Raw genomic sequence first — 19932 nt, forward strand, 5'->3', positions numbered from 1 at the left:
CAGTAAAATTTAGCTCTATGTTGCTACAGAGCCCTCAATGTTTCAACGAGTAGTAGATCTTTTCTGCCAGCCCTTGCGAAATACCCGGCACTTTTGCAATTTCCTCCATGCTGGCGTTGAGTAATCCTTGCAATCCGCCCATATACTTCAGCAGCATCTGACGACGTTTCGGCCCGACGCCCTCAATGGTTTCCAGAGTACTGGTATTTTTCACCTTCGCCCGTTTTTTACGGTGCCCGCTGATAGCATGGTCGTGCGATTCATCGCGAATATGCTGGATGACATGCAGCGCCGGGGAGTCTGGCGGCAGACTGAAGCCCTCACCTTCCGGTTCGAAGAACAACGTCTCCAGACCCGCCTTACGATCGGCCCCTTTCGCCACACCTAACAGCAGCGGATGGTTTTTGTCCCACTCAACGTCGAGCGATTCAAATACCGCTTTCGCCTGGCCAAGCTGGCCTTTACCACCGTCAATCAGGATCACATCCGGGATCTTGCTCTCTTCAATCGCTTTACCGTAACGACGACGCAGCACCTGATTCATGGCGGCATAGTCGTCCCCCGGCGTAATGCCGGTGATGTTATAGCGTCGATACTCGGCGCGCAGCGGGCCATTAGCATCAAACACGACGCAGGATGCTACCGTCTGCTCACCCATCGTATGGCTGATATCGAAACACTCCATACGTTTCACTTCCGGCAACTTCAGGAGCGTTGCCAGCGCGGTTAACCGCTGGCTGACCGTCGATTGCTGAGACAATTTTGTGGTCAGCGCTGTCGCCGCGTTGGTCCGCGCGAGCTTCAGATAACGCGCCCTGTCGCCGCGGGGTTTGGTTTGTACGTTGACCCGACGGCCCGCCAGCTCGGAAAGCGAATCGGCCAGCAGGGTTTTATCGTCAAGGTTGAAATCGAGCAGGATCTCCGAGGGGAGCGTTCGCATCTGGCTTCCCTGTAGATAGAACTGGCCGACAAAGGTTTCCACCACTTCCCCCAGCTCGGTGCCACCAGGCACTTTGGGGAAATAGCTGCGGCTGCCGAGTACTTTGCCCTGGCGGATAAACAGCACGTGAACACAGGCCATTCCTGCGTCAAAGGAGACGCCGATAACGTCGAGATCGTCACCGGTATTCGAGACAAACTGTTTCTCGGTGACCCGGCGCACCGCCTGAATTTGGTCACGGATCCGTGCGGCCTCTTCAAACTCAAGTGCGGCGCTGGCTTTTTCCATCCGCGCGATCAGCTGGGTTAACACCTGATCGTCTTTTCCGGCTAAGAACAGGCGTACATAGTCCACCTGCTGGGCATACTCATCTTCACTGACCAGCCCGGCAACACAGGGGCCCAGGCAGCGACCAATCTGGTACTGCAGACACGGACGCGAGCGGTTACGGTAGACACTGTTTTCGCACTGACGAATCGGGAAGATTTTTTGCAGCAGTGCCAGCGTCTCCCGCACGGCATAGCCATTCGGGAAAGGACCAAAATATTCCCCCTTCGCGTGTTTTGCACCACGGTGCATCGCCAGACGCGGATGGGTATCGCCACTCAAGAAGATAAAGGGATAGGATTTATCGTCCCGCAACAGCACGTTATAGCGCGGCTGATAGAGCTTTATATAATTGTGCTCAAGCAGCAGGGCTTCGGTTTCGGTATGCGTGACGGTGACATCAATATTATGAATGAGAGAGACCAGCGCTTCAGTCTTACGGGAGGCAAGGTTGCTGCGAAAATAGCTGGAAAGGCGTTTTTTAAGGTCTTTCGCCTTCCCCACATAGATAACCGTACCGCCAGCGTCATACATCCGATAGACGCCAGGCTGGCTGGTTACCGTTTTCAGAAATGCTTTTGAATCGAACACATCACTCACTGACTTAACAACGTCTCCGCATTACATAAACCATGTCGGATGGCCAGATGAGTCAGTTCAACATCACCATGAATGTTCAGTTTACTGAACATTCGATAACGATAGCTGTTCACCGTTTTCGGGCTGAGGTTCAGCTGTTCCGAGATCTCATTTACCTTCTGACCTTTCGTGATCATCAGCATAATCTGCAATTCGCGCTCAGACAAACTGGCAAACGGGGACTCGTTTTTCTCGGGTTCGATCTGGCTCAAAGCCATCTGTTGCGCAATGTCAGAGGCGATGTAACGCTGCCCGGCAAACACGGAGCGGATGGCATTGACGACCTCCTGCGGAGCGGCACCTTTACTCAGGTAACCGGCCGCACCCGCCTGCATCACTTTCGCAGGCAGTGGATTTTCAGTATGCACGGTCAGCATGATGACTTTGGTATCTACGAAGGTACGCGCAATTTTGCGCGTTGCCTCAAGGCCACCGATGCCGGGCATGTTCATATCCATCAGCACCACATCGGCGGAGTTTGTGCGGCACCATTTTACGGCATCTTCCCCACAGCACACCTCTCCGGCAACTTTAATCCCTTTTATATCTTCAAGAATGCGTCGTATCCCTGCGCGCACCAGTTCGTGGTCATCAACAAGAAGGACGTTGATCAAAGGAAATGTCTCCAGAATAGGGATAACGCTACTGAGTGATAATTTGGTTTATATTAACGGTTTTCCTCACAAGATTAAAACGTTAAAAAATCGGCTATTCGATTTTGCTCTCGTTTTTGGAAATTAGCCTGTACAGTCCGTGGAAAGAGAGTCCTTGCCATCAGGGCTTTTGCGCTTTTTTTTAAGCATCCGTATTCAAAAAGTTACAAAAACCTTGCTCCTTTTCTTCGGGGAAAACAGTTTTCAGATTTTTGTAACAATAATTAACGGTAAGCAAACCACTCATAAACAATTAATAGTCATACCAGGGCATCAGTCTACCGCCTGGCGGAGTTTACGCAAATAAACAGCGCAGTAAAAGTACGAAAAACAACCGCTGCATTTTTTGCTACAGCTTGTGGTATACTCCGCCGCCTTGACTTTCGTCGTCGCGCTTTAGCGCCGTTTAATAATGAGGAAAATAAATGAGCACACCTGAATTTGCCACTGCGGAGAATAACCAGGAACTGGCACAGGAAGTAAACTGCCTGAAAGCACTGCTGACGCTGATGCTGCAGGCGATGGGCCAGGCTGATGCTGGTCGTGTGATCATTAAAATGGAAAAGCAAATCGCGCAGATGGAAGACCAGGCGGAATCGGCTGTATTTGCAAACACCGTTAAGCAAATTAAACAAGCGTACCGCCAGTAACAAAAAACGGCTGGATGCACTGCATTCAGCCGTCCGCTCGTCTGTCACGCAGAACGTACTCGCTAATCAGATCAGTCCCGTTGCCGCCGCGTAACAAGCAATCTGGGTTTTGTTGGGTGCATTGAATTTTTTCTGCATATTCTTCTGATGGAAGTTAACCGTATTCTCTGAAATGGAGAGAATGATCGCTATTTCCGCTGACGTCTTCCCTTCCGCAGTCCATTTCAGAATTTCCCGCTCACGCTTGCTGAATTTCATCTCTGGCGGCATCACCATCCCATCTTCAAAACGCAACAACGTGGTTAATGCCATTTGCACCAGCATTTGCAACCGTAGTTCTATTTCTTCCTGCCTGTACGGCACATCCTGCACACTCGTACGGGAAACCGAGAGGAAACCGAGCGCGTGATTAGGCAGCATCAGACACTGCGTTATTCCCGTGCGTAAACCGTGATCCTGTGCGTTATGCCATAACTCCTGCGCATCCACGAATAATGCGTCCGTCCAGGGAAGATGACCCTGAATGAAATTCTCCGGCTTTAAAACCGGATCAATCGCGAAATAGTTCGCGGATTGATATTGCGCCATCCACTGCTTTGGATAAGTGGTTTGCAACGAGACCTTGGGCCGCGTAAATGGTACGGGATGGCGCACGCAGAGCGCGTAATAATCGAATTCAAGCGCCTGCGTTTGTCGCTGAAGTTCCTGATATACCTCGTCGGCACAGGTCAATTCCTGAAACCGGAGGAAGCAATCCCGTCGCCAGGTGAAAAAGTCTGAATCCTTCATACTTACTAAAAGAAGCCTCTGAAAAGATAATCATTATTATGGTGAATATAACCTAACACATAAAACTTATTTCTAACCACAAAATATCGGCAATAACACAATTAACTTTACTATTGATAAGGCTTATCTGCGTCGGGTGGAATAAAAAAGCAGACGCCCGGGGCAACAGGGAGAATAATTTGCTCCAGAAAAGATTTCCGGAGCAAATAAGGACAAAAATGCTACTGCATGAGGAATTTTTCAAGGAACTGGCGGGTTCGCGGCTGTTGAGGATCCGCAAATAAACTTTTCGCCGGCCCCTGCTCCACAATCCGCCCCTGGTCCATGAAAATGGCCCTGTCCGCCACGTCACGAGCAAAGCTCATTTCATGGGTCACGATGACCATCGTGCGCTTCTCCTGCGCCAGCTGGCGAATGGTGTTCAGCACTTCGCCCACCAGCTCGGGATCGAGCGCGGAGGTCGGTTCATCAAACAGGATCACGTCAGGGCGCATCGCCAGCGCACGCGCTATCGCCACGCGCTGCTGCTGGCCTCCTGACAGGCGGCGCGGATAGCTGGTCTCTTTACCTGCCAGCCCAACTTTAGCGAGCAGCTCGCGTGCACGCGCCGTCGCGTCCTCTTTTGGCTCACCTTTTACGATGACCGGCCCTTCAATAATGTTTTCCAGTACCGTGCGGTGCGGAAAAAGATTGAAGTTCTGGAAAACAAAGCCCACATGCTGACGCAGACGGCGAATTAATCCTTTCTGCTGACTGATGGATTTACCGGTATCAATCGTAATCTCCCCGACCCGGATGGTGCCCCCTTCCGGCTGTTCAAGCAGGTTAATACTGCGCAGTAGCGTCGTTTTTCCCGACCCGCTCGGCCCGATAATCGCCACCACTTCGCCCTGCTCCACTTCCAGATCGATCCCGTGGAGCACCGTTTGACCATGGAATTTTTTCACCAGGTTTTTAACGTCGATAGCACTCATTTTGGATCACGCTCCTGGCGGTTAAGCTGGTTTTCAAAATAGTTTTGCAGAGCAGACAACACCGTTGCCATCACCCAGTAAATCAGCGAGGCAGCCAGATACATGGTGAAGACTTCAAGGGTGCGCGAGGTAATAAGCTGCGCCTGACGGAACAGTTCAGGAACCTGAATCGTTGCGGCCAGAGAGGTATCTTTGACCAGGCTGATGAAGCTGTTGCTCAGCGGCGGAAGCGCCACCCGCGCAGCCTGCGGCAAAATAGCGCGACGCAATGTTTGCCACGGCGTCATCCCGATACTGGCCGCCGCTTCCCACTGACCTTTATCAATGGACGAGATTGCCGCGCGCAGGGTTTCAGAGGTATAGGCCGCCGTATTGAGCGACAGGCCAATCATCGCCGCCGGGATCGGATCCAGCTCGATACCGAATTGCGGTAGACCGTAGTAGATCATAAAGAGCTGAGCAATGAGTGGCGTACCGCGAAACACGGAGATATAGAAGCGCGCCAGCCAGCGTACCGGCAGAATGGGCGACATACGCATTAAAGCCAGCACGAAGCCCAGCACGAGGCCGAAGAACATCCCGCCAATACTCAGCTGGAGCGTGAATACCGCACCTTTCAGCAGATACGGCAGTGAATCAATAACCAGTTGTATACTTTCTTGCATTATTATTTTTCGACCTGATTTTTAGACATGAGGATGATAAGCAAACAGCGCGGGCGCCCCGCCGGTGTGCACAAATAAAATCGGCCCTTCATCCTTAAAGCGTTTCTGCGTAATGCCATCTATAAGCCCGGCCATCGCTTTACCCGTATAAACCGGATCAAGCAGTATACCCTCAAGGCGCGCCAGCAGTTTAACCGCCTCCATCCCCTCTTCATTAGGCGTGCCGTAGCCCGGCGCAAAATAGTCATCCCAGAGCAGAATATCGGCTTTTGCCTTAAGCGCCAGCTGCTCTGCCACCGCCTGCTGTAACGTGACCACTTTGGGCTTCTGATCCGCAACGCTGCGGGACACCGTCACGCCTATCAGTTCCACCTCGGGCATCAGCTGCTCCAGCCCCACCGCCAGCCCGGCGTGCGTGCCCGCACTGCCAGACGCGACAACCACGGAGGAGAGGCTCACCGCCCCCTCACACTGCTGCGCGATCTCCAGCGCACTTTCCACATAACCCAGCGCGCCCAGCGCATTCGAACCGCCGACAGGGATAACATAAGGACGGAAACCCTGCGCTTCGAGGCGCGTAGCCAGTTCATCTAGCTGCGCAGTCGGGTCGGTCAACGCATCGACCATCTCCACCTGCACATTAAACAGATCCAGCAGCAGACGATTACCGTTGGTGAGATAGTTTTCTGCCCGCGTGCCAATTGGGTTTTCCAGTAGTGCCACGCAATGGAGACCAAGCTTCGCCGCCACTGCCGCCGTCTGACGAACGTGGTTGGACTGGATTGCCCCGGCGGTGATGAGCGTGTCCGCCCCTTCACGCAGTGCATCCGCGGCCAGAAACTCCAGCTTACGCAGCTTGTTGCCCCCCATCGCCATCGGCGTCACGTCATCGCGCTTAATGAAAATATCGCGTCCTACGTAATCAGAAAATCGCGGCAGATACTCCAGCGGAGTCGGCGCGCCGATAAACTCCAGGCGGGGAAAGCGCGTTAAATTCTGTAGTGACATGGGTTCTCCGGTAACTCAGACAAAATGTGATATTTTTCATTATGCACGCAGACGCGTAAGAAATAAAAAAGGCGCTTTTAAAAGCGCCTTTTTTTCACGTCAAAGACTTATTTGGTGACGTCTGCGCCGAACCACTTCTCGGAGAGCGCCTTCAGGCTGCCGTCTTTTTGCATATCAGCAATCGCAGCGTCGATCGCTTTCACCAGGTCTTCGTTACCTTTACGGACCGCAACACCGGATTCCTGACGAGAGAACGCATCACCGGCAACCGCCAGGGTGTTGTTGGTTTTCTTCACCAGATCCAGCGCGGCCAGGCGGTCAACCAGAATGGCGTCAATACGGCCTACGCGCAGATCCTGGTATTTCGTCGGGTCATCATCATAGGTTCGGATGTCCACGCCCTGAACGTTCTGGCGCAGCCACTCTTCGTAGTTAGTGCCCAGACCGACACCCACTTTTTTACCTTTCAGGTCGGCCGCGGTTTTGATGGTGCCTTCGTTACCTTTCTTCACCAGCGCCTGAATACCGGACACGGTGTACGGCGTGGAGAAGTCATACTTCTTCTTACGCTCGTCAGAAATGGTCACCTGGTTAATCACCACGTCAATGCGTTTGGAATCCAGCGATGCCAGCATACCGTCCCATTTGGTCGGTTTCAGGGAGGCTTTCACGCCGAGGTGTTTTGCCAGTTCTTCGGCAAATTCCACTTCAAAACCGGTCAGTTTGCCGTCGTCGCCCTGGAAGCTGAACGGAGGATAGGTTCCTTCCAGCCCAACCAGCAGCGTTCCGCGCTCTTTTACTTTGTTCAGCAGATTTTCTGCAGCGAACGTTTTCACGCTCATACCCGCAACCAGCGCCACGGCCATAACGCCCATCAACGCCTGACGACCCAGAAGTGCTAATTTCATAAATACCCCGATAGCGTAGAATTTTTACGTAGTGTAGAGAAATCGCCTGCGACGTCAAAGGCGACTGCGCTACATCTTATTCTTTTTTAATATATATCAGAAGTTGTTCCGGCGTGGCCTTTCTGCTTCATCGCACCCGGCATTTGTACCTTATATTGCGCATACTTGCGCAGCGCAATACGGTAGTTGTTGGTGCTGGTGGCAGGCAGCCACGGCTCCAGATTCTCATCCAGATAACCGGTTTTTAGCAGATCGCGAGAGATGTTGTTAACGGTCAGATGCTGTCCAAGGCGGCGCAGGCGAACCACATATTCGCGCACGGTGCCGTGGCTCATCTCCGTTTGTTCAAACAGGAATTGTTTGAAGCCGATAATGTCGAAGAAGTCGCTTTGCTCTTTGCAGTGGAGATCGCCACAGAAACGGCAAAGCGCCACCCACTCTTTCTGCTCTTCGAGCCACGCCGCTTCGTCCATCAACGTGTCGAGGCGAGAGATCGCGATTTTATTCACGATCTCGCCACGGCGAACCAGCGTGATACGATCGAGTAGTTTCTTACAGTGGGCGCAATGCGTCTGGCTGTGTTTAAAGTCTTTCAGGTAGCGGCTTAAAGGCCGTCTTTTTGATTGCTGCACCGTCATGATAACTCCTGGTTGTCAATACGTTGTGCGGCATTTTTCGGGTGAAAAAATCACCTATAACTTACCCAGCTTGGTTCGTAAGCGTTTAATGGCCTGGCTGTGCAACTGGCTCACCCGCGACTCCCCCACCTCCAGAACAGCGCCAATCTCTTTGAGATTAAGCTCTTCCTGGTAATAAAGGGTCAACACCAGCTGTTCGCGTTCAGGCAGCGCTTCAATCGCTTCCATTACGCGCTGGCGTAAATTCCCTTCCATTAAATGGTGTAACGGGTTTTCCTGCTGGTGCTCATCCGTCACCAGCTCGATGCTATCGCCATGCTCTTCGCGCCACTCGTCATAAGAGAAGAGTTGGCTATTATTGGTATCGAGCAACATCTGACGATACTCTTCAACAGCAATGCCAAGACGTTCCGCCACTTCGGTTTCCGTTGCGTTGCGTCCCAGTTCCTGTTCCAGCTGCCCCATCGCATGCGCCACTTCGCGGGCGTTGCGGCGAACACTTCGCGGCACCCAGTCACGGCTGCGCAGTTCGTCCAGCATCGCACCACGAATACGCTGAACTGCGTAAGTCGTAAATGCCGTTCCTTGCAGAGCGTCGTATCGGTCAACTGCATTCAATAACCCGATACCGCCCGCCTGTAGCAGATCGTCAAGTTCCACGCTCGCCGGCAAGCGCACCTGGAGGCGCAATGCTTCGTGACGCACCAGCGGGACATAACGCTGCCACAGCGAGTGTTTATCCATTACACCTTCAGCGGTATAGAGTGAATTCACGATAAACAGCCCTGCGTTAATTGAGTTATCGGCATGATTATCCGATTCTGCAGGGGTTTCAATTGGGTGAATAGTGGGTGAAATGAGGGGTTATTTGGGGGGTTATGCGAATAGCGCTAAATAAAAAACCCCGCCGAAGCGGGGTTTGAGCATTATCAGGCGATTAGCCCTGCAGCAGAGACAGAACCTGCTGAGGAACCTGGTTAGCTTTGGACAGCACGGAGTTACCGGCCTGCTGAACGATCTGCGCTTTAGACATATTTGACACTTCGGTCGCATAGTCGGCGTCCTGAATACGGGACTGCGCTTCAGACAGGTTGGTGGTGGTATTGTTCAGGTTGGTTACCGCAGAGCTCAGACGGTTCTGTACCGCACCCAGAGAAGAACGGAATTTATCAACAGAAGCGATAGCTTTGTCCAGCAGAGCCAGAGGGTCATTTGTTGATGCGCCAGCGAATTCTGGGGATGCAGTTACTTTAGTAGTACCGTCAGATTCGGTGCCAGAGCTCAGTTCGATACCAACTGTTGCAGTACCAACAGAAGTAGTATCTGTTGCAGCTGCTGCATCATTACTGTTAGCAAGATAACCAGCGGCCACACCATAGTTTTTGCCTTGAACGGTAACAAAACCAGTCACAGTGCCAGCAGAATCGGTACCAACTTTAATCAACTGACCAGACATGCTTGCCTTGTTAGTATCGATGCCGTTAGCTGCATCGCCATAGGTTACATCAGTCGTGTTCAGTACTACTTTACCTGCATTAGCACCGGTGCTGCTGTCATTATCAACGGATACTGAGTAGTAATCGTTACCAGACTGAACAACATACTCAGAACTACCTTTAATGTTATGCAGGCTAAGAGTGCTTGCATCAACACCCAGTTTGCTTGCAACACCAGACAGGTCAACATCAACCATTGTGCCAGCAGAAGCAGCTGCGGTATCAGCAATCTGAGTAATTGAATCGCCAACATTCAGAGAGTTTTTAGAAACAGAGAAACCGTTCAGACCCAGAGTAGAAGAGTCGATTTTCTGCAGGTCGATGTTGATGGTCTGGCCATCATTCGCGCCAACCTGGATAGACATAGAACCGTTTTTAGCCAGTACGTTCACGCCGTTGAACTGAGTCTGACCCGATACGCGGTCGATTTCGTCCAGACGGGATTTGATTTCGTCCTGGATTGAAGACAGGTCAGAATCAGAGTTAGTACCGGTGGTCGCCTGAACGGTCAGTTCACGAACACGCTGCAGGTTGTTGTTGATTTCAGACAGCGCGCCTTCAGTGGTCTGCGCCAGAGAGATACCGTCGTTAGCGTTACGTGCAGCCTGAGTCAGACCTTTGATGTTAGACGTGAAGCGGTTAGCGATAGCCTGGCCCGCAGCATCATCTTTAGCGCTGTTGATACGCAGACCAGAAGACAGACGCTCGATAGAAGAAGACAGAGCAGACTGGTTCTTGTTGATGTTGTTCTGAGTGATCAGCGAGAGGCTGTTGGTATTAATGACTTGTGCCATGATTTCGATTCCTGTTGTTCATCAAATCTGTTTGGTTAGATTTGGGTTTCCACCCTTCGGCTTCATCGCCGTCAAAGGTGTTATCGTCTGGTCCAAAACAACCTTTAGATTTTTTTTCAGGATCTCGATAATTTTTTTAGCCACGGAAATACTCTTCTCTATTACCGTTATTCCCGCCATTAAAAAAAAGAAATTAACCGTAAACTTTCCCCCATTAAGGCCGATAACCCCACTATTCGTTCTACGTGTCGATAGATTAAGGAATAAATATGGCAAGTATTTCATCATTGGGGATTGGTTCGGGTCTTCAGTTAGCAGACATTCTGGATAGTCTGACCAAGGCCGAAAAAGAGCAGCTAACACCGATTTCCAAACAACAGTCATCTTATACCGCCAAGCTTAGCGCTTACGGCACGTTGAAGAGTTCACTGGAAGCGTTTCAGACCGCCAACACCGCGCTGAATAAAGCCGACTTGTTTACGGCCACCAGCACGGCGAGCAGCACCACGGCATTCAGCGCCACCACCTCCGGCAGCGCGATTGCGGGGAAATACACCGTTAGCGTGTCGCAGCTGGCGCAGGCGCAAACGCTGACCACCAAAAATACCCAGGCGGATACTAAAACCGCTATCGCCACGACAGATAGCAAAATTACCTTTACCGCAGGCAACGGTAAAAAACCGGTGACGGTAGATATCAGCGCCGCCAACTCCTCGCTGACCGGCATTCGCGATGCGATTAACAAAGCTGACGCTGGCGTGACCGCCAGTATTATTAACGTCGGTAATGGTCAGTATCGTCTGTCCATCACCTCTACCGAAACCGGGGCGGACAACGCGGTCAGCATCAGCGTGAGCGGCGACAGCGCTCTGCAATCCTTTATGGGTTATAACGGCACCAGCACCGACGCCAGCAACGGGATGACGGAAAGCGTCACCGCGCAGAACGCGAAGCTGAAGGTGAACAACGTAGATATCGAAAACAGCAGCAATACCATCAGCGATGCGCTGGAAGATATCACCCTGAACCTGAACGATGTCACCACAGGCAACCAGACGCTGACGATCACCAAAGATACGTCGAAAGCGGAAACGGCAATGAAAGCCTGGGTGGATGCCTACAACACCCTTCAGGACAGCTTTGCAACATTAACCAAATATACGGCGGTGGATGCAGGTACAGATGCACAGGATGCCAGCAACGGTGCCCTGCTCGGTGACAGCACGCTGCGTACGATCCAGACCCAGCTGAAAACCATGCTGAGCAACACCGTAGGCGGCACCACCTATAAGACGCTGTCGTCACTGGGCATTACCTCAGACCCAAGCTCAGGCAAACTGGAGCTGGACAGCGCGAAGCTGAAAAAAGCGCTAACTGATAACCCGATCGCCGTAAAAGATCTGGTTGTGGGCGACGGTAAAGCCACCGGTATCACCACCACCATGGCCACCAATCTGACTGACTGGCTCTCCAGCAAAGGGATTATCCAGGCGGCAAAAGATGGGGTCAGCAAAACGCTGAACAAGCTGACGGATCAATACAACTCAGTCAGCGATCGTATTGATGCTCGTGTGGCACAGTATAAAGCTCAGTTTACCCAGCTGGACGTACTGATGACCTCATTGAACAACACCAGTAGCTACCTGACGCAGCAGTTTGAAAATACGTCCAGCAACAAGTAGTAAACGCTAATCAGACCCGAGGGGGATAACATGTACGGCGCAAAAGGTACACAAGCCTACGCAAAAATAGAGGTTGAAAGCGCGGTGATGAGCGCCAGCCAGCAACAGCTGGTTATCATGCTATTTGATGGAGCCCTCAGCGCGCTGGTTCGCGCGCGTCTGTTCCTGCAAGACGGCAATATCCCGGCAAAGGGACTCGCGATTTCGAAAGCGATCAACATTATCGAGAACGGTCTGAAGGTCGGCCTGGTGGAAAGTAATGGTGATGAGCTCACACAAAACCTGATCGCCCTTTATGCCTATATGGTTCGTCGCCTCCTGCACGCCAATGTGAATAACGACGCCAGCGCCATCGAAGAGGTGGAAACATTGCTGCGCAATATCGCTGACGGGTGGAAGGAGGTTGCCGGTACCCCACAACTGATGCAGGACGCCGTCTAATGAGTAATGCACCGCAGCTCTATACCCTTTATCAGCAACTCCTTGAGCAGAGCCAGTTGATGTTGCGACTGGCCCGGCAGGGGCTATGGGATGATCTGATCATCTGTGAAACCGACTATGTTAATGCGGTGCACTCACTGGCTCGTCTCACTCAGGAAAGTGAACCTTCGATGCAGATTCAGGAGCAGCTTCGCCCGACGCTGCGGGTGATCCTGGACAACGAAGGCCAGGTAAAAACATTGCTGCAAGCCAGAATGGATGAGCTGGCGAAGCTAGTTGGGCAATCCTCCATCCAGAAAACCGTTCTCTCCACCTACGGTAATCAAGGCGGCCATGTCCTGGTTCCGCAAAGTAATAGCGATATAAGTTAGCCATTTTACTGGCGTACGAGCATTAACCGTTTCGTACGCCAGCATTTCTGCCAAACCTGCGCCATACTTGAGTCTCGCGACCTCATGGAGATGGTGCATGCGCAACCCAACACTTTTACAATGTTTTCACTGGTATTACCCTGCTGGCGGTGAATTGTGGCGCGAAGTCACGGCGTTAGCCCCTAATCTTAATGAAATCGGCATCAATATGATCTGGCTTCCCCCCGCGTATAAAGGTGCGTCCGGCGGGTATTCGGTTGGCTATGACTCATATGATCTGTTCGATCTCGGCGAATTTGACCAGAAAGGCAGTATCGCCACGAAATACGGTGACAAAGCGCAGCTGCTGGAGGCCATTGAGGCGCTGAAAAGCAATGATATCGCCGTGCTGCTGGACGTCGTGGTGAACCACAAGATGGGGGCAGACGAGAAAGAACCTGTCCGCGTTCAGCGCGTGAACGAGCAAGACCGCACGCAAATTGATGATGAAATCATTGAGTGTGAAGCCTGGACCCGCTATACCTTCCCTGCCCGTGCCGGGCAATATTCCCAATTCGTCTGGGATTACAAATGCTTCAGCGGCGTGGACCATATTGAAAACCCGGATGAAGACGGCATCTTTAAAATCGTCAACGACTACACTGGCGAAGGCTGGAACGATCAGGTTGATGATGAGATGGGTAACTTCGATTATCTGATGGGCGAGAATATTGATTTTCGCAATCACGCGGTCACCGAAGAGATCAAATACTGGGCCCGCTGGGTCATGGAACAGACGGGCTGCAACGGTTTTCGTCTGGATGCCGTCAAGCATATTCCCGCCTGGTTTTATAAAGAGTGGATTGAGCACGTCCAGGACGTCGCTGACCAGCCGCTGTTTATTGTGGCGGAATACTGGTCCCATGAGGTGGATAAGCTGCAGGCCTATATTGACCAGGTCGACGGTAAAACCATGCTCTTTGATGCTCCCCTGCAGATGAAATTCCACGAAGCGTCTCGTCAGGGACGGGATTATGACATGAGCCAGATTTTCACCGGTACGCTGGTGGAGGCGGATCCGTTCCATGCGGTCACTCTCGTCGCTAACCACGACACCCAACCTTTGCAGGCGCTGGAAGCACCGGTAGAAGCCTGGTTTAAACCGCTGGCGTATGCGTTGATCCTGCTGCGGGAAAACGGCGTGCCGAGCGTGTTTTATCCGGATCTCTTCGGGGCGAGCTATGACGATACGGGTGGAGATGGCGAGACCTACCACATCGACATGCCGGTCATTGAGCAGCTTCATGAACTGATCCTCGCCCGGCAGCGTTTTGCCCACGGCGTGCAGACCCTGTTTTTTGACCATCCTAACTGCATCGCCTTCAGCCGCAGCGGTACGGAAGACGATCCCGGCTGTGTGGTAGTGATGTCGAACGGCGACGACGGCGAGAAAGTGATTTGTCTTGGGGAAAATTACGGCGACAAAACGTGGCGTGATTTCCTCGGCAATCGCGAAGAAACGGTCACCACCGCGGCAGATGGCGAAGGCACCTTTACCTGTAATGGAGGGAGTGTCAGCGTTTGGGTAATAGAAGATGCGCTGTAGAAACAATGCCGGGTGGCGCTGACGCTTACCCGGCTTACGGGACGGTACTTTTGTAGGCCGGGCCAGGCGAAGCCGCCACCCGGCAACAAACGGCTACGGTAGTTTACTCTCCAGCGGGTTTTTGCTCAGGTAATCAGCACATTCCACCGTTGGGCGGTCAACCTTCTGCAGCTCCATCCCGTCATACTCAAGCGTCGCGCCATCGCGCTCCAGCGGATAGATATCCAGCTTGCGGGTAACGTTGTAGTAGCTGTCTGAACGCAGCATGATTTTACCCGGCACGGCAATCACGCGCTGCCACTGGCGGCAGTCCAGCGTATCGCCCTCTTCGGTCACCACCAGCGTGGCAATCGCTTCAGGACTGACCAGGCTACTCTGCGGTCCTTTTGACTGCCAGTATCCCGCCAGATGCGCCGGGACAGGATGCTTGATCACATCCTGATAGTTATCGACCTGTACGCACCCGGTCAGTGCCAGCAGCGCGCCAGCAATTGCTATTTTTTTCATCATCTTTCCTGCTTTCGAAGAAAAAAATATTGTGGCATTAAAGCGCTGCGGCTGCCAGCGAAGATAAAAGGCTTAAACCTGCATCCCCATCACATGAGCATACATTTTTCATAATCGACAAAGATCGTCCAAGAGCGCACCAAATAACAGATGGTTAGAGTCGTCGAAAACATCATTCGTCTAAGTTCACCTTAGAGCGAGTGCTGTTTTGTGTCCCATATATGCCCCATCACATCACCGGGCAGTCGTCGAACTCGCCAGAGCGAGCATCGTTGATGCTGTACGTGATCACCCCAAACACCGGCCGCGATGTATCCGACACATCGTCTTTCATCGGTAACGGCTCCCTCCTTCCATTTTCTGGGTTTTCCAGGCAGGGATGCGGTAGCTTCCTGTAGCGCATAATCCTGAACTCACCATCAACAGCACAGACAAGCAGAGAACCATCCTTCGGCGTCAGCGACGAGTCGACGATAAGCATAGCGCCCTTCATGATCCCGGCGCGCAGATATGTCGTTCCGGCTACCATCATGTACTTGGCTGATGGATGAGCGATAAGACGCTTATCGAGTGATATGCGCTCTTCAACGTAGTCTTGTGCTGGACTTGGAAATCCCATAACTCACCTCCGACAAATACTGTGTATAAATACAGTATAGTTAATCATTGGGGGTGATCAATGGTTGATCAGGTGCTAAACTTCAGACCTTTCCGAATTGACTGATTTATATAATGTTAAAGCTCTTTGCTAAGTACACATCAATCGGCGTCATAAACACGCTCATTCACTGGGTAGTGTTCGCTATTTGCATATACGTGTTTCGCACAGGTCAGGCACTTGGCAACTTCGCCGGTTTCGTCTTGGCGGTGTCGTTCAGCTTCTTCGCAAACGCCAGGTTCACCTTTAAGTCTTCGACAACTACGATGCGCTACATGCTCTACGTTGGATTTATGGGAACACTAAGTGCTGCTGTAGGTTGGGGCGCTGATAGATCTGGCATGGCCCCTATTATCACGTTAATCATCTTCTCCGCCATCAGTCTGGTGTGCGGCTTTATCTATTCAAAGTTCATTGTCTTTAGGGATGCGAAATGAAAGTTTCTCTGGTCGTTCCCGTCTTCAACGAAGAAGACGCGATACCTATTTTTTATAAAACGGTTCGGGAATTTGAAGGGCTTCAGCAGCATGAAGTCGAGATAGTCTTCATAAACGATGGCAGCAAAGACGCTACAGAATCAATTATCAACGCGCTTGCTGTTTCCGATCCGCTTGTGGTCCCGCTGTCATTCACAAGAAACTTCGGTAAAGAGCCTGCGCTATTCGCTGGCCTGGACCATGCAACAGGTGAGGCAATAATCCCAATTGATGTTGACTTGCAGGACCCAATTGAGGTCATTCCACACCTGATTGAGAAGTGGCAGGCTGGGGCAGATATGGTGCTGGCTAAGCGCACTGACCGCTCCACCGATGGGAGACTCAAGCGTAAGACCGCAGAATGGTTCTATAAGCTACACAACAAAATCAGCAACCCAAAGATCGAGGAGAACGTCGGTGACTTTCGCCTGATGTCTCGAGATGTTGTTGAGAGCATCAAGCTGATGCCAGAACGTAACCTTTTCATGAAAGGCGTTTTGAGTTGGGTTGGCGGACGCACTGACGTTGTTGAATACGCCCGCGCAGAACGTGTTGCCGGGGATTCTAAGTTCAATGGCTGGAAGCTGTGGAACCTTGCATTAGAGGGCATTACCAGTTTCTCAACTTTTCCACTGCGCATGTGGACGTATATCGGCTTGTTCGTTGCTGGCCTGGCCTTCATCTATGGCGCATGGATGATCGTCGACACGTTAGCATTTGGCAATCCGGTTCGCGGCTATCCATCAATGCTTGTTTCAATACTTTTCCTTGGTGGGATTCAGTTGATAGGCATAGGTGTTCTTGGGGAGTATATCGGAAGGATTTATGTTGAAGTTAAGGGAAGACCGCGATACATCATCAAAAATTATGAACCAACAAACAAGTCTTAAGGTGTTAAAATGCTTCGTTTCAATTTAGACAAAAAGCTTTTTTCAATGATATTGCTTATGTCATTGATATTCTTCTTACCAATTATCTTATCAAGTCACTATTACGTTGATGATTTAGGTCGTTCTATTTACGGATATTCAAAGTGGTCTGAGAACGGCAGGCCTCTTGCTGATCTTTTATTCCTATCTTTGAGCTTTGGGCCTCAGTTGCCAGACATATCTCCACTACCGCAATTGCTTGCCTTGGGCATCTTATCGCTGAGCGTTTACTTTTCTGCAAAAGCATTTCTCACTGAATTTGATGGGTACTTTGCTGCCATCATTTCAATGGTTGCAATTTCAAGCCCATTCTTGTTGGAGAATATATCATATAAATACGATGCTTTCCCAATGTCGATATCCGTATTGTGTGCAATAATTCCTTTTGCATTCAAATCGGTAGAATTAAAAAAACAATTTCTATATTGCTTTACTTCTGTAATTTTAATTTTGTGCATCTATCAGGCATCAATTAACATATATATAATATTCGCTATTATATACGTATTAAATATGTTCAGATTAGGTGAAACTCGCAATGGATTGTTATCAATAGTAGCATCCATTGGCGGATTAGGTATTAGTTATCTTATATATTCAACTTTCATTTCACCATATTTTTTAGTTGGTAGTTATAATTTAAGGCATAGTGAACTTGCAACTTCAGGAATAAATGATGCCTTAACGGTTCTATCACGCAATATTACCGAATTTGGAAAATTGATAAGTCTTGTTGTTACCACGCCATTTATAATATTTTGTGTAGTGGTGTTAACATTATCTTTAATTGCGTTAATAAAGATCTCGCTTGTTAAATGCAGTTACTCTAAGCCTGAGAAAATAATGAAGCTTTTAGTCATTGTATTTTCTCCATTTGCAGTTTTGTGCATGATAACAGGACCCATGATGCTCCTGAGGGACCCAGTACTATCTCCCAGGGTTCTAATGGCATTTGGAACTGCGTGTTTCTTCTTTGCGGTTCTTTCCACCTGGGCCTTCTCTCGCACAAAGCTTTACAAATCATTATGCGGTATTTTATTTACAGTCTACGCCCTATACTCTTTAGGGATTGCCTATGCTTACGCGAACTCACTTAACAATCAAGAAAAGTATGAGAATGCGATAATTCAATTAATGATGTCTGACTTAAACAGCCTTGGCTTGAGCAGTTATGAATTTATTGCTTTCAAAGGTGGAGTGTCGTTGTCACCAGAAGTTAGGATGGCAGCAAAAAAATACCCAATAATTTCAAAACTTATACAGCCGACAATAAATAATCAATGGGTGTGGGGCCATACCCAAATGATGCATTTCGATTTGGATAAAAAATTTCAAAGCTTTGATTATCACATGTCGCTTAAATCGAGTTTATGTACATTTGAAAATATCAGAAACTCTAACAACTATAACATTTTAGTTGATAAAAAAAGCTCAACTGTTGTATTTGATTTCACGAAGACAGAGTGTAAATAGCTTTTGAAAGCCCCCCCCCTCCAGATACTGGGGAGGGGGAATGTATTTATATGCTACTTGTATAAGTAGCACCGGAAAATAGGTATTTTCCATACCTTGTTTTGCTCCAATACCCTTCCAGCCTCATAGGAAAGAGAGGTATTCAGGTTATGCGCGCTCGCACCATCAACGGATGTGAGAAGATCAACGCTACATGGGATATTGTGAAAGCTTGGCGTTGTTTTAATTACCCACCAGAGTTTTTTGAGCAGTTGTGCCGATTGAGAGGTGTTCCGTTCAAAGCCAATATGCTCAAGCCACAATACTTAGGGCATCTTGTAAACAATATAACTTATGACCGTATGGCACCTGAGCTCAGAAGCGCATTAAAAGAAGAAAGAGCAAAAACCAAAAAATCGGGGCAAAAATGCATCAATTTTTAACCAATGGAACAGGATACAGCCTTCTCCAGAAGAGGCTCACAGGAGTTACAACGCTGATGCAAGCCAGCGATACATATGAGGGCTTCTTAGAGTTACTTGATAAAGTACATCCTCTTATGAAAATAGAAGAGAGTCATGATATAGATTAACCCATCACTCAGTCAGACAACTACCCGGCCCCCAAGCCGAGTTCTTTGTTTACAGAGCCTAGAAAGCACATTTGGCTGAGTTCCTGATAGTTCGCCAGGTTGGCCTTTAGATTTTACTCGGTTAATATTCCCCACGTTTGCTCGGGCATGAACACTGAGCAACCATCCGCCGCCCGTTCTTTCTTAAGTCGGACGGCGGTTTTCTTAGCGAAGCCGTTTCAATATGCTGTCTTCAGGTATATCAAGCTCCACCCTGTTTTAGCTCATCAACCTGTTTACTAAGTTCTGCTACCTTTGCGTTAAGTGCCTTTATGGCTGCAAGGGCATCCATCATCAGTGGGTTAAGGTCAAGCGTCATTTTCCCTACGCCCTCAGCAGAGTGAACATATTCCTTGTCGATTTGTTCGATCTGCTGAGCAATTACGCCACGGCGCTCTGTCTGCTCATCATCATCAAGATAGTAGAATCGCTTAAACTCCATTTGACAGATGTTTTCAAGAGAATCAGCAACATCGAGATCGCCGTTGACGTGTTTAAAATTAATATCTGATGTTCCAACAGACTGCATCTGTGTCCATGGAATGGTGGACGAAGCTGTATTCATAGCAGCACTAGCCAGGTTCCTGACAAAAAGATTGCCGGAAATTCCTGTAAATATTTGCTGTCGGCGAGTTAGGTCATACCCGCATACAATTCCAGATCCTGCTTGCGGCGCCCAGGAAGTACCAGAGCCGTCAATACCATAAAACCCTGATTCG

Annotated in this window: 22 protein-coding genes and 1 pseudogene; 10 read left to right on the forward strand and 13 right to left on the reverse strand. The window is 50.0% G+C overall.

Features of this window, described 5'->3' with window-relative positions; all coding sequences use genetic code 11:
- Positions 1–34: 34 nt before the first annotated feature.
- A complete protein-coding gene (gene uvrC / locus BFV64_RS14085) occupies positions 35–1867 on the reverse strand; it encodes an excinuclease ABC subunit UvrC (RefSeq protein ID WP_014884376.1) in 1833 nt (610 codons plus the stop codon).
- Entirely contained in the window at positions 1864–2520 is a 657-nt protein-coding gene (uvrY, locus tag BFV64_RS14090; RefSeq protein WP_023330806.1) for a UvrY/SirA/GacA family response regulator transcription factor, read from the reverse strand. The genes uvrC and uvrY overlap by 4 nt, the downstream gene beginning before the upstream one ends.
- A 370-nt stretch (positions 2521–2890) precedes the next feature.
- Here uvrY and BFV64_RS26160 point away from each other — a divergent pair.
- Positions 2891–2959 (forward strand): annotated as a pseudogene (locus BFV64_RS26160) (hypothetical protein); the annotation flags it as partial.
- A gap of 25 nt (positions 2960–2984) precedes the next feature.
- Positions 2985–3209 (forward strand): DUF2594 family protein, encoded by a 225-nt coding sequence (locus tag BFV64_RS14095; RefSeq protein WP_014832453.1) that lies wholly within the window; start codon positions 2985–2987, stop codon positions 3207–3209.
- A gap of 66 nt (positions 3210–3275) precedes the next feature.
- Here the strand turns inward: BFV64_RS14095 and sdiA are convergent, their stop codons facing one another.
- From sdiA to BFV64_RS14135, 8 genes are all read right to left on the reverse strand, one after another.
- The gene (gene sdiA / locus BFV64_RS14100) at positions 3276–3998 is read right to left on the reverse strand and encodes a quorum-sensing transcriptional regulator SdiA (protein ID WP_047625769.1); all 723 of its coding nucleotides are present in this window, start codon (positions 3996–3998) and stop codon (positions 3276–3278) included.
- Between the two features lie 221 nt (positions 3999–4219).
- Positions 4220–4972 carry an L-cystine ABC transporter ATP-binding protein TcyN gene (tcyN, locus tag BFV64_RS14105; RefSeq protein ID WP_014884379.1) on the reverse strand — a complete coding sequence of 251 codons (753 nt, stop codon included), beginning with the start codon at positions 4970–4972 and terminating at the stop codon, positions 4220–4222.
- Positions 4969–5637 (reverse strand): cystine ABC transporter permease, encoded by a 669-nt coding sequence (gene tcyL / locus BFV64_RS14110; protein WP_014884380.1) that lies wholly within the window; start codon positions 5635–5637, stop codon positions 4969–4971. Before tcyL ends, tcyN begins: the two co-directional genes overlap by 4 nt.
- A 21-nt stretch (positions 5638–5658) precedes the next feature.
- Complete coding sequence (gene dcyD / locus BFV64_RS14115) at positions 5659–6645, reverse strand: D-cysteine desulfhydrase (RefSeq protein WP_023330807.1); 987 nt, start codon at positions 6643–6645, stop codon at positions 5659–5661.
- A 107-nt stretch (positions 6646–6752) separates the two neighbouring features.
- Positions 6753–7553, reverse strand: coding sequence for a cystine ABC transporter substrate-binding protein (gene tcyJ, locus BFV64_RS14120; protein WP_014884382.1), 801 nt, complete (start codon positions 7551–7553; stop codon positions 6753–6755).
- An 86-nt stretch (positions 7554–7639) separates the two neighbouring features.
- On the reverse strand, positions 7640–8191 hold the full coding sequence (gene fliZ, locus BFV64_RS14125) for a flagella biosynthesis regulatory protein FliZ (protein ID WP_014884383.1): 552 nt from the start codon (positions 8189–8191) through the stop codon (positions 7640–7642).
- A 54-nt stretch (positions 8192–8245) separates the two neighbouring features.
- Positions 8246–8965 carry an RNA polymerase sigma factor FliA gene (locus BFV64_RS14130; protein ID WP_014170714.1) on the reverse strand — a complete coding sequence of 240 codons (720 nt, stop codon included), beginning with the start codon at positions 8963–8965 and terminating at the stop codon, positions 8246–8248.
- A 163-nt stretch (positions 8966–9128) separates the two neighbouring features.
- Positions 9129–10481 carry a FliC/FljB family flagellin gene (locus BFV64_RS14135; RefSeq protein WP_063308697.1) on the reverse strand — a complete coding sequence of 451 codons (1353 nt, stop codon included), beginning with the start codon at positions 10479–10481 and terminating at the stop codon, positions 9129–9131.
- A 269-nt stretch (positions 10482–10750) separates the two neighbouring features.
- Between BFV64_RS14135 and fliD the strand changes: the two genes are divergently transcribed.
- The 4 genes from fliD (at position 10751) to amyA (ending at position 14560) form a co-directional block, all read left to right on the forward strand.
- Positions 10751–12163, forward strand: a complete 1413-nt coding sequence (fliD, locus tag BFV64_RS14140; protein WP_063308698.1) for a flagellar filament capping protein FliD — start codon at positions 10751–10753, stop codon at positions 12161–12163.
- A 30-nt stretch (positions 12164–12193) separates the two neighbouring features.
- Positions 12194–12604, forward strand: a complete 411-nt coding sequence (fliS, locus tag BFV64_RS14145) for a flagellar export chaperone FliS (protein ID WP_014884387.1) — start codon at positions 12194–12196, stop codon at positions 12602–12604.
- Positions 12604–12975 (forward strand): flagella biosynthesis regulatory protein FliT, encoded by a 372-nt coding sequence (gene fliT, locus BFV64_RS14150; RefSeq protein WP_014884388.1) that lies wholly within the window; start codon positions 12604–12606, stop codon positions 12973–12975. Before fliS ends, fliT begins: the two co-directional genes overlap by 1 nt.
- A gap of 97 nt (positions 12976–13072) precedes the next feature.
- Complete coding sequence (gene amyA, locus BFV64_RS14155; RefSeq protein WP_045135352.1) at positions 13073–14560, forward strand: alpha-amylase; 1488 nt, start codon at positions 13073–13075, stop codon at positions 14558–14560.
- A 93-nt stretch (positions 14561–14653) separates the two neighbouring features.
- On the opposite strand, the gene yedD is transcribed toward amyA, so the two are convergent.
- Both yedD and BFV64_RS14165 read right to left on the reverse strand, forming a co-directional pair.
- Positions 14654–15067: a lipoprotein YedD gene (gene yedD, locus BFV64_RS14160; RefSeq protein WP_045135351.1), complete on the reverse strand. Its 414-nt coding sequence runs from the start codon at positions 15065–15067 to the stop codon at positions 14654–14656.
- 229 nt (positions 15068–15296) lie between these two features.
- The gene (locus BFV64_RS14165) at positions 15297–15686 is read right to left on the reverse strand and encodes a HumD family translesion DNA polymerase (protein ID WP_069602202.1); all 390 of its coding nucleotides are present in this window, start codon (positions 15684–15686) and stop codon (positions 15297–15299) included.
- Positions 15687–15799: 113 nt separating this feature from the next.
- Here BFV64_RS14165 and BFV64_RS14170 point away from each other — a divergent pair, with 113 nt between their 5' ends.
- The 4 genes from BFV64_RS14170 to BFV64_RS24355 all read left to right on the forward strand — a co-directional run bounded on the left by BFV64_RS14170 (position 15800) and on the right by BFV64_RS24355 (position 19025).
- Positions 15800–16162 carry a GtrA family protein gene (locus BFV64_RS14170; protein ID WP_069602203.1) on the forward strand — a complete coding sequence of 121 codons (363 nt, stop codon included), beginning with the start codon at positions 15800–15802 and terminating at the stop codon, positions 16160–16162.
- Positions 16159–17091: a glycosyltransferase family 2 protein gene (locus BFV64_RS14175; protein ID WP_069602204.1), complete on the forward strand. Its 933-nt coding sequence runs from the start codon at positions 16159–16161 to the stop codon at positions 17089–17091. The genes BFV64_RS14170 and BFV64_RS14175 overlap by 4 nt, the downstream gene beginning before the upstream one ends.
- Positions 17092–17100: 9 nt before the next feature.
- Positions 17101–18603 carry a glucosyltransferase domain-containing protein gene (locus BFV64_RS24350; RefSeq protein ID WP_071978058.1) on the forward strand — a complete coding sequence of 501 codons (1503 nt, stop codon included), beginning with the start codon at positions 17101–17103 and terminating at the stop codon, positions 18601–18603.
- Between the two features lie 149 nt (positions 18604–18752).
- Positions 18753–19025 (forward strand): P63C domain-containing protein, encoded by a 273-nt coding sequence (locus BFV64_RS24355; protein WP_071978059.1) that lies wholly within the window; start codon positions 18753–18755, stop codon positions 19023–19025.
- Between the two features lie 390 nt (positions 19026–19415).
- On the opposite strand, the gene BFV64_RS25680 is transcribed toward BFV64_RS24355, so the two are convergent.
- The gene (locus BFV64_RS25680) at positions 19416–19778 is read right to left on the reverse strand and encodes a tail fiber domain-containing protein (RefSeq protein WP_080964260.1); all 363 of its coding nucleotides are present in this window, start codon (positions 19776–19778) and stop codon (positions 19416–19418) included.
- Positions 19779–19932: the final 154 nt, after the last annotated feature.

This window comes from Enterobacter kobei, from assembly GCF_001729765.1.
GTDB classification, from domain to species: domain Bacteria; phylum Pseudomonadota; class Gammaproteobacteria; order Enterobacterales; family Enterobacteriaceae; genus Enterobacter; species Enterobacter kobei.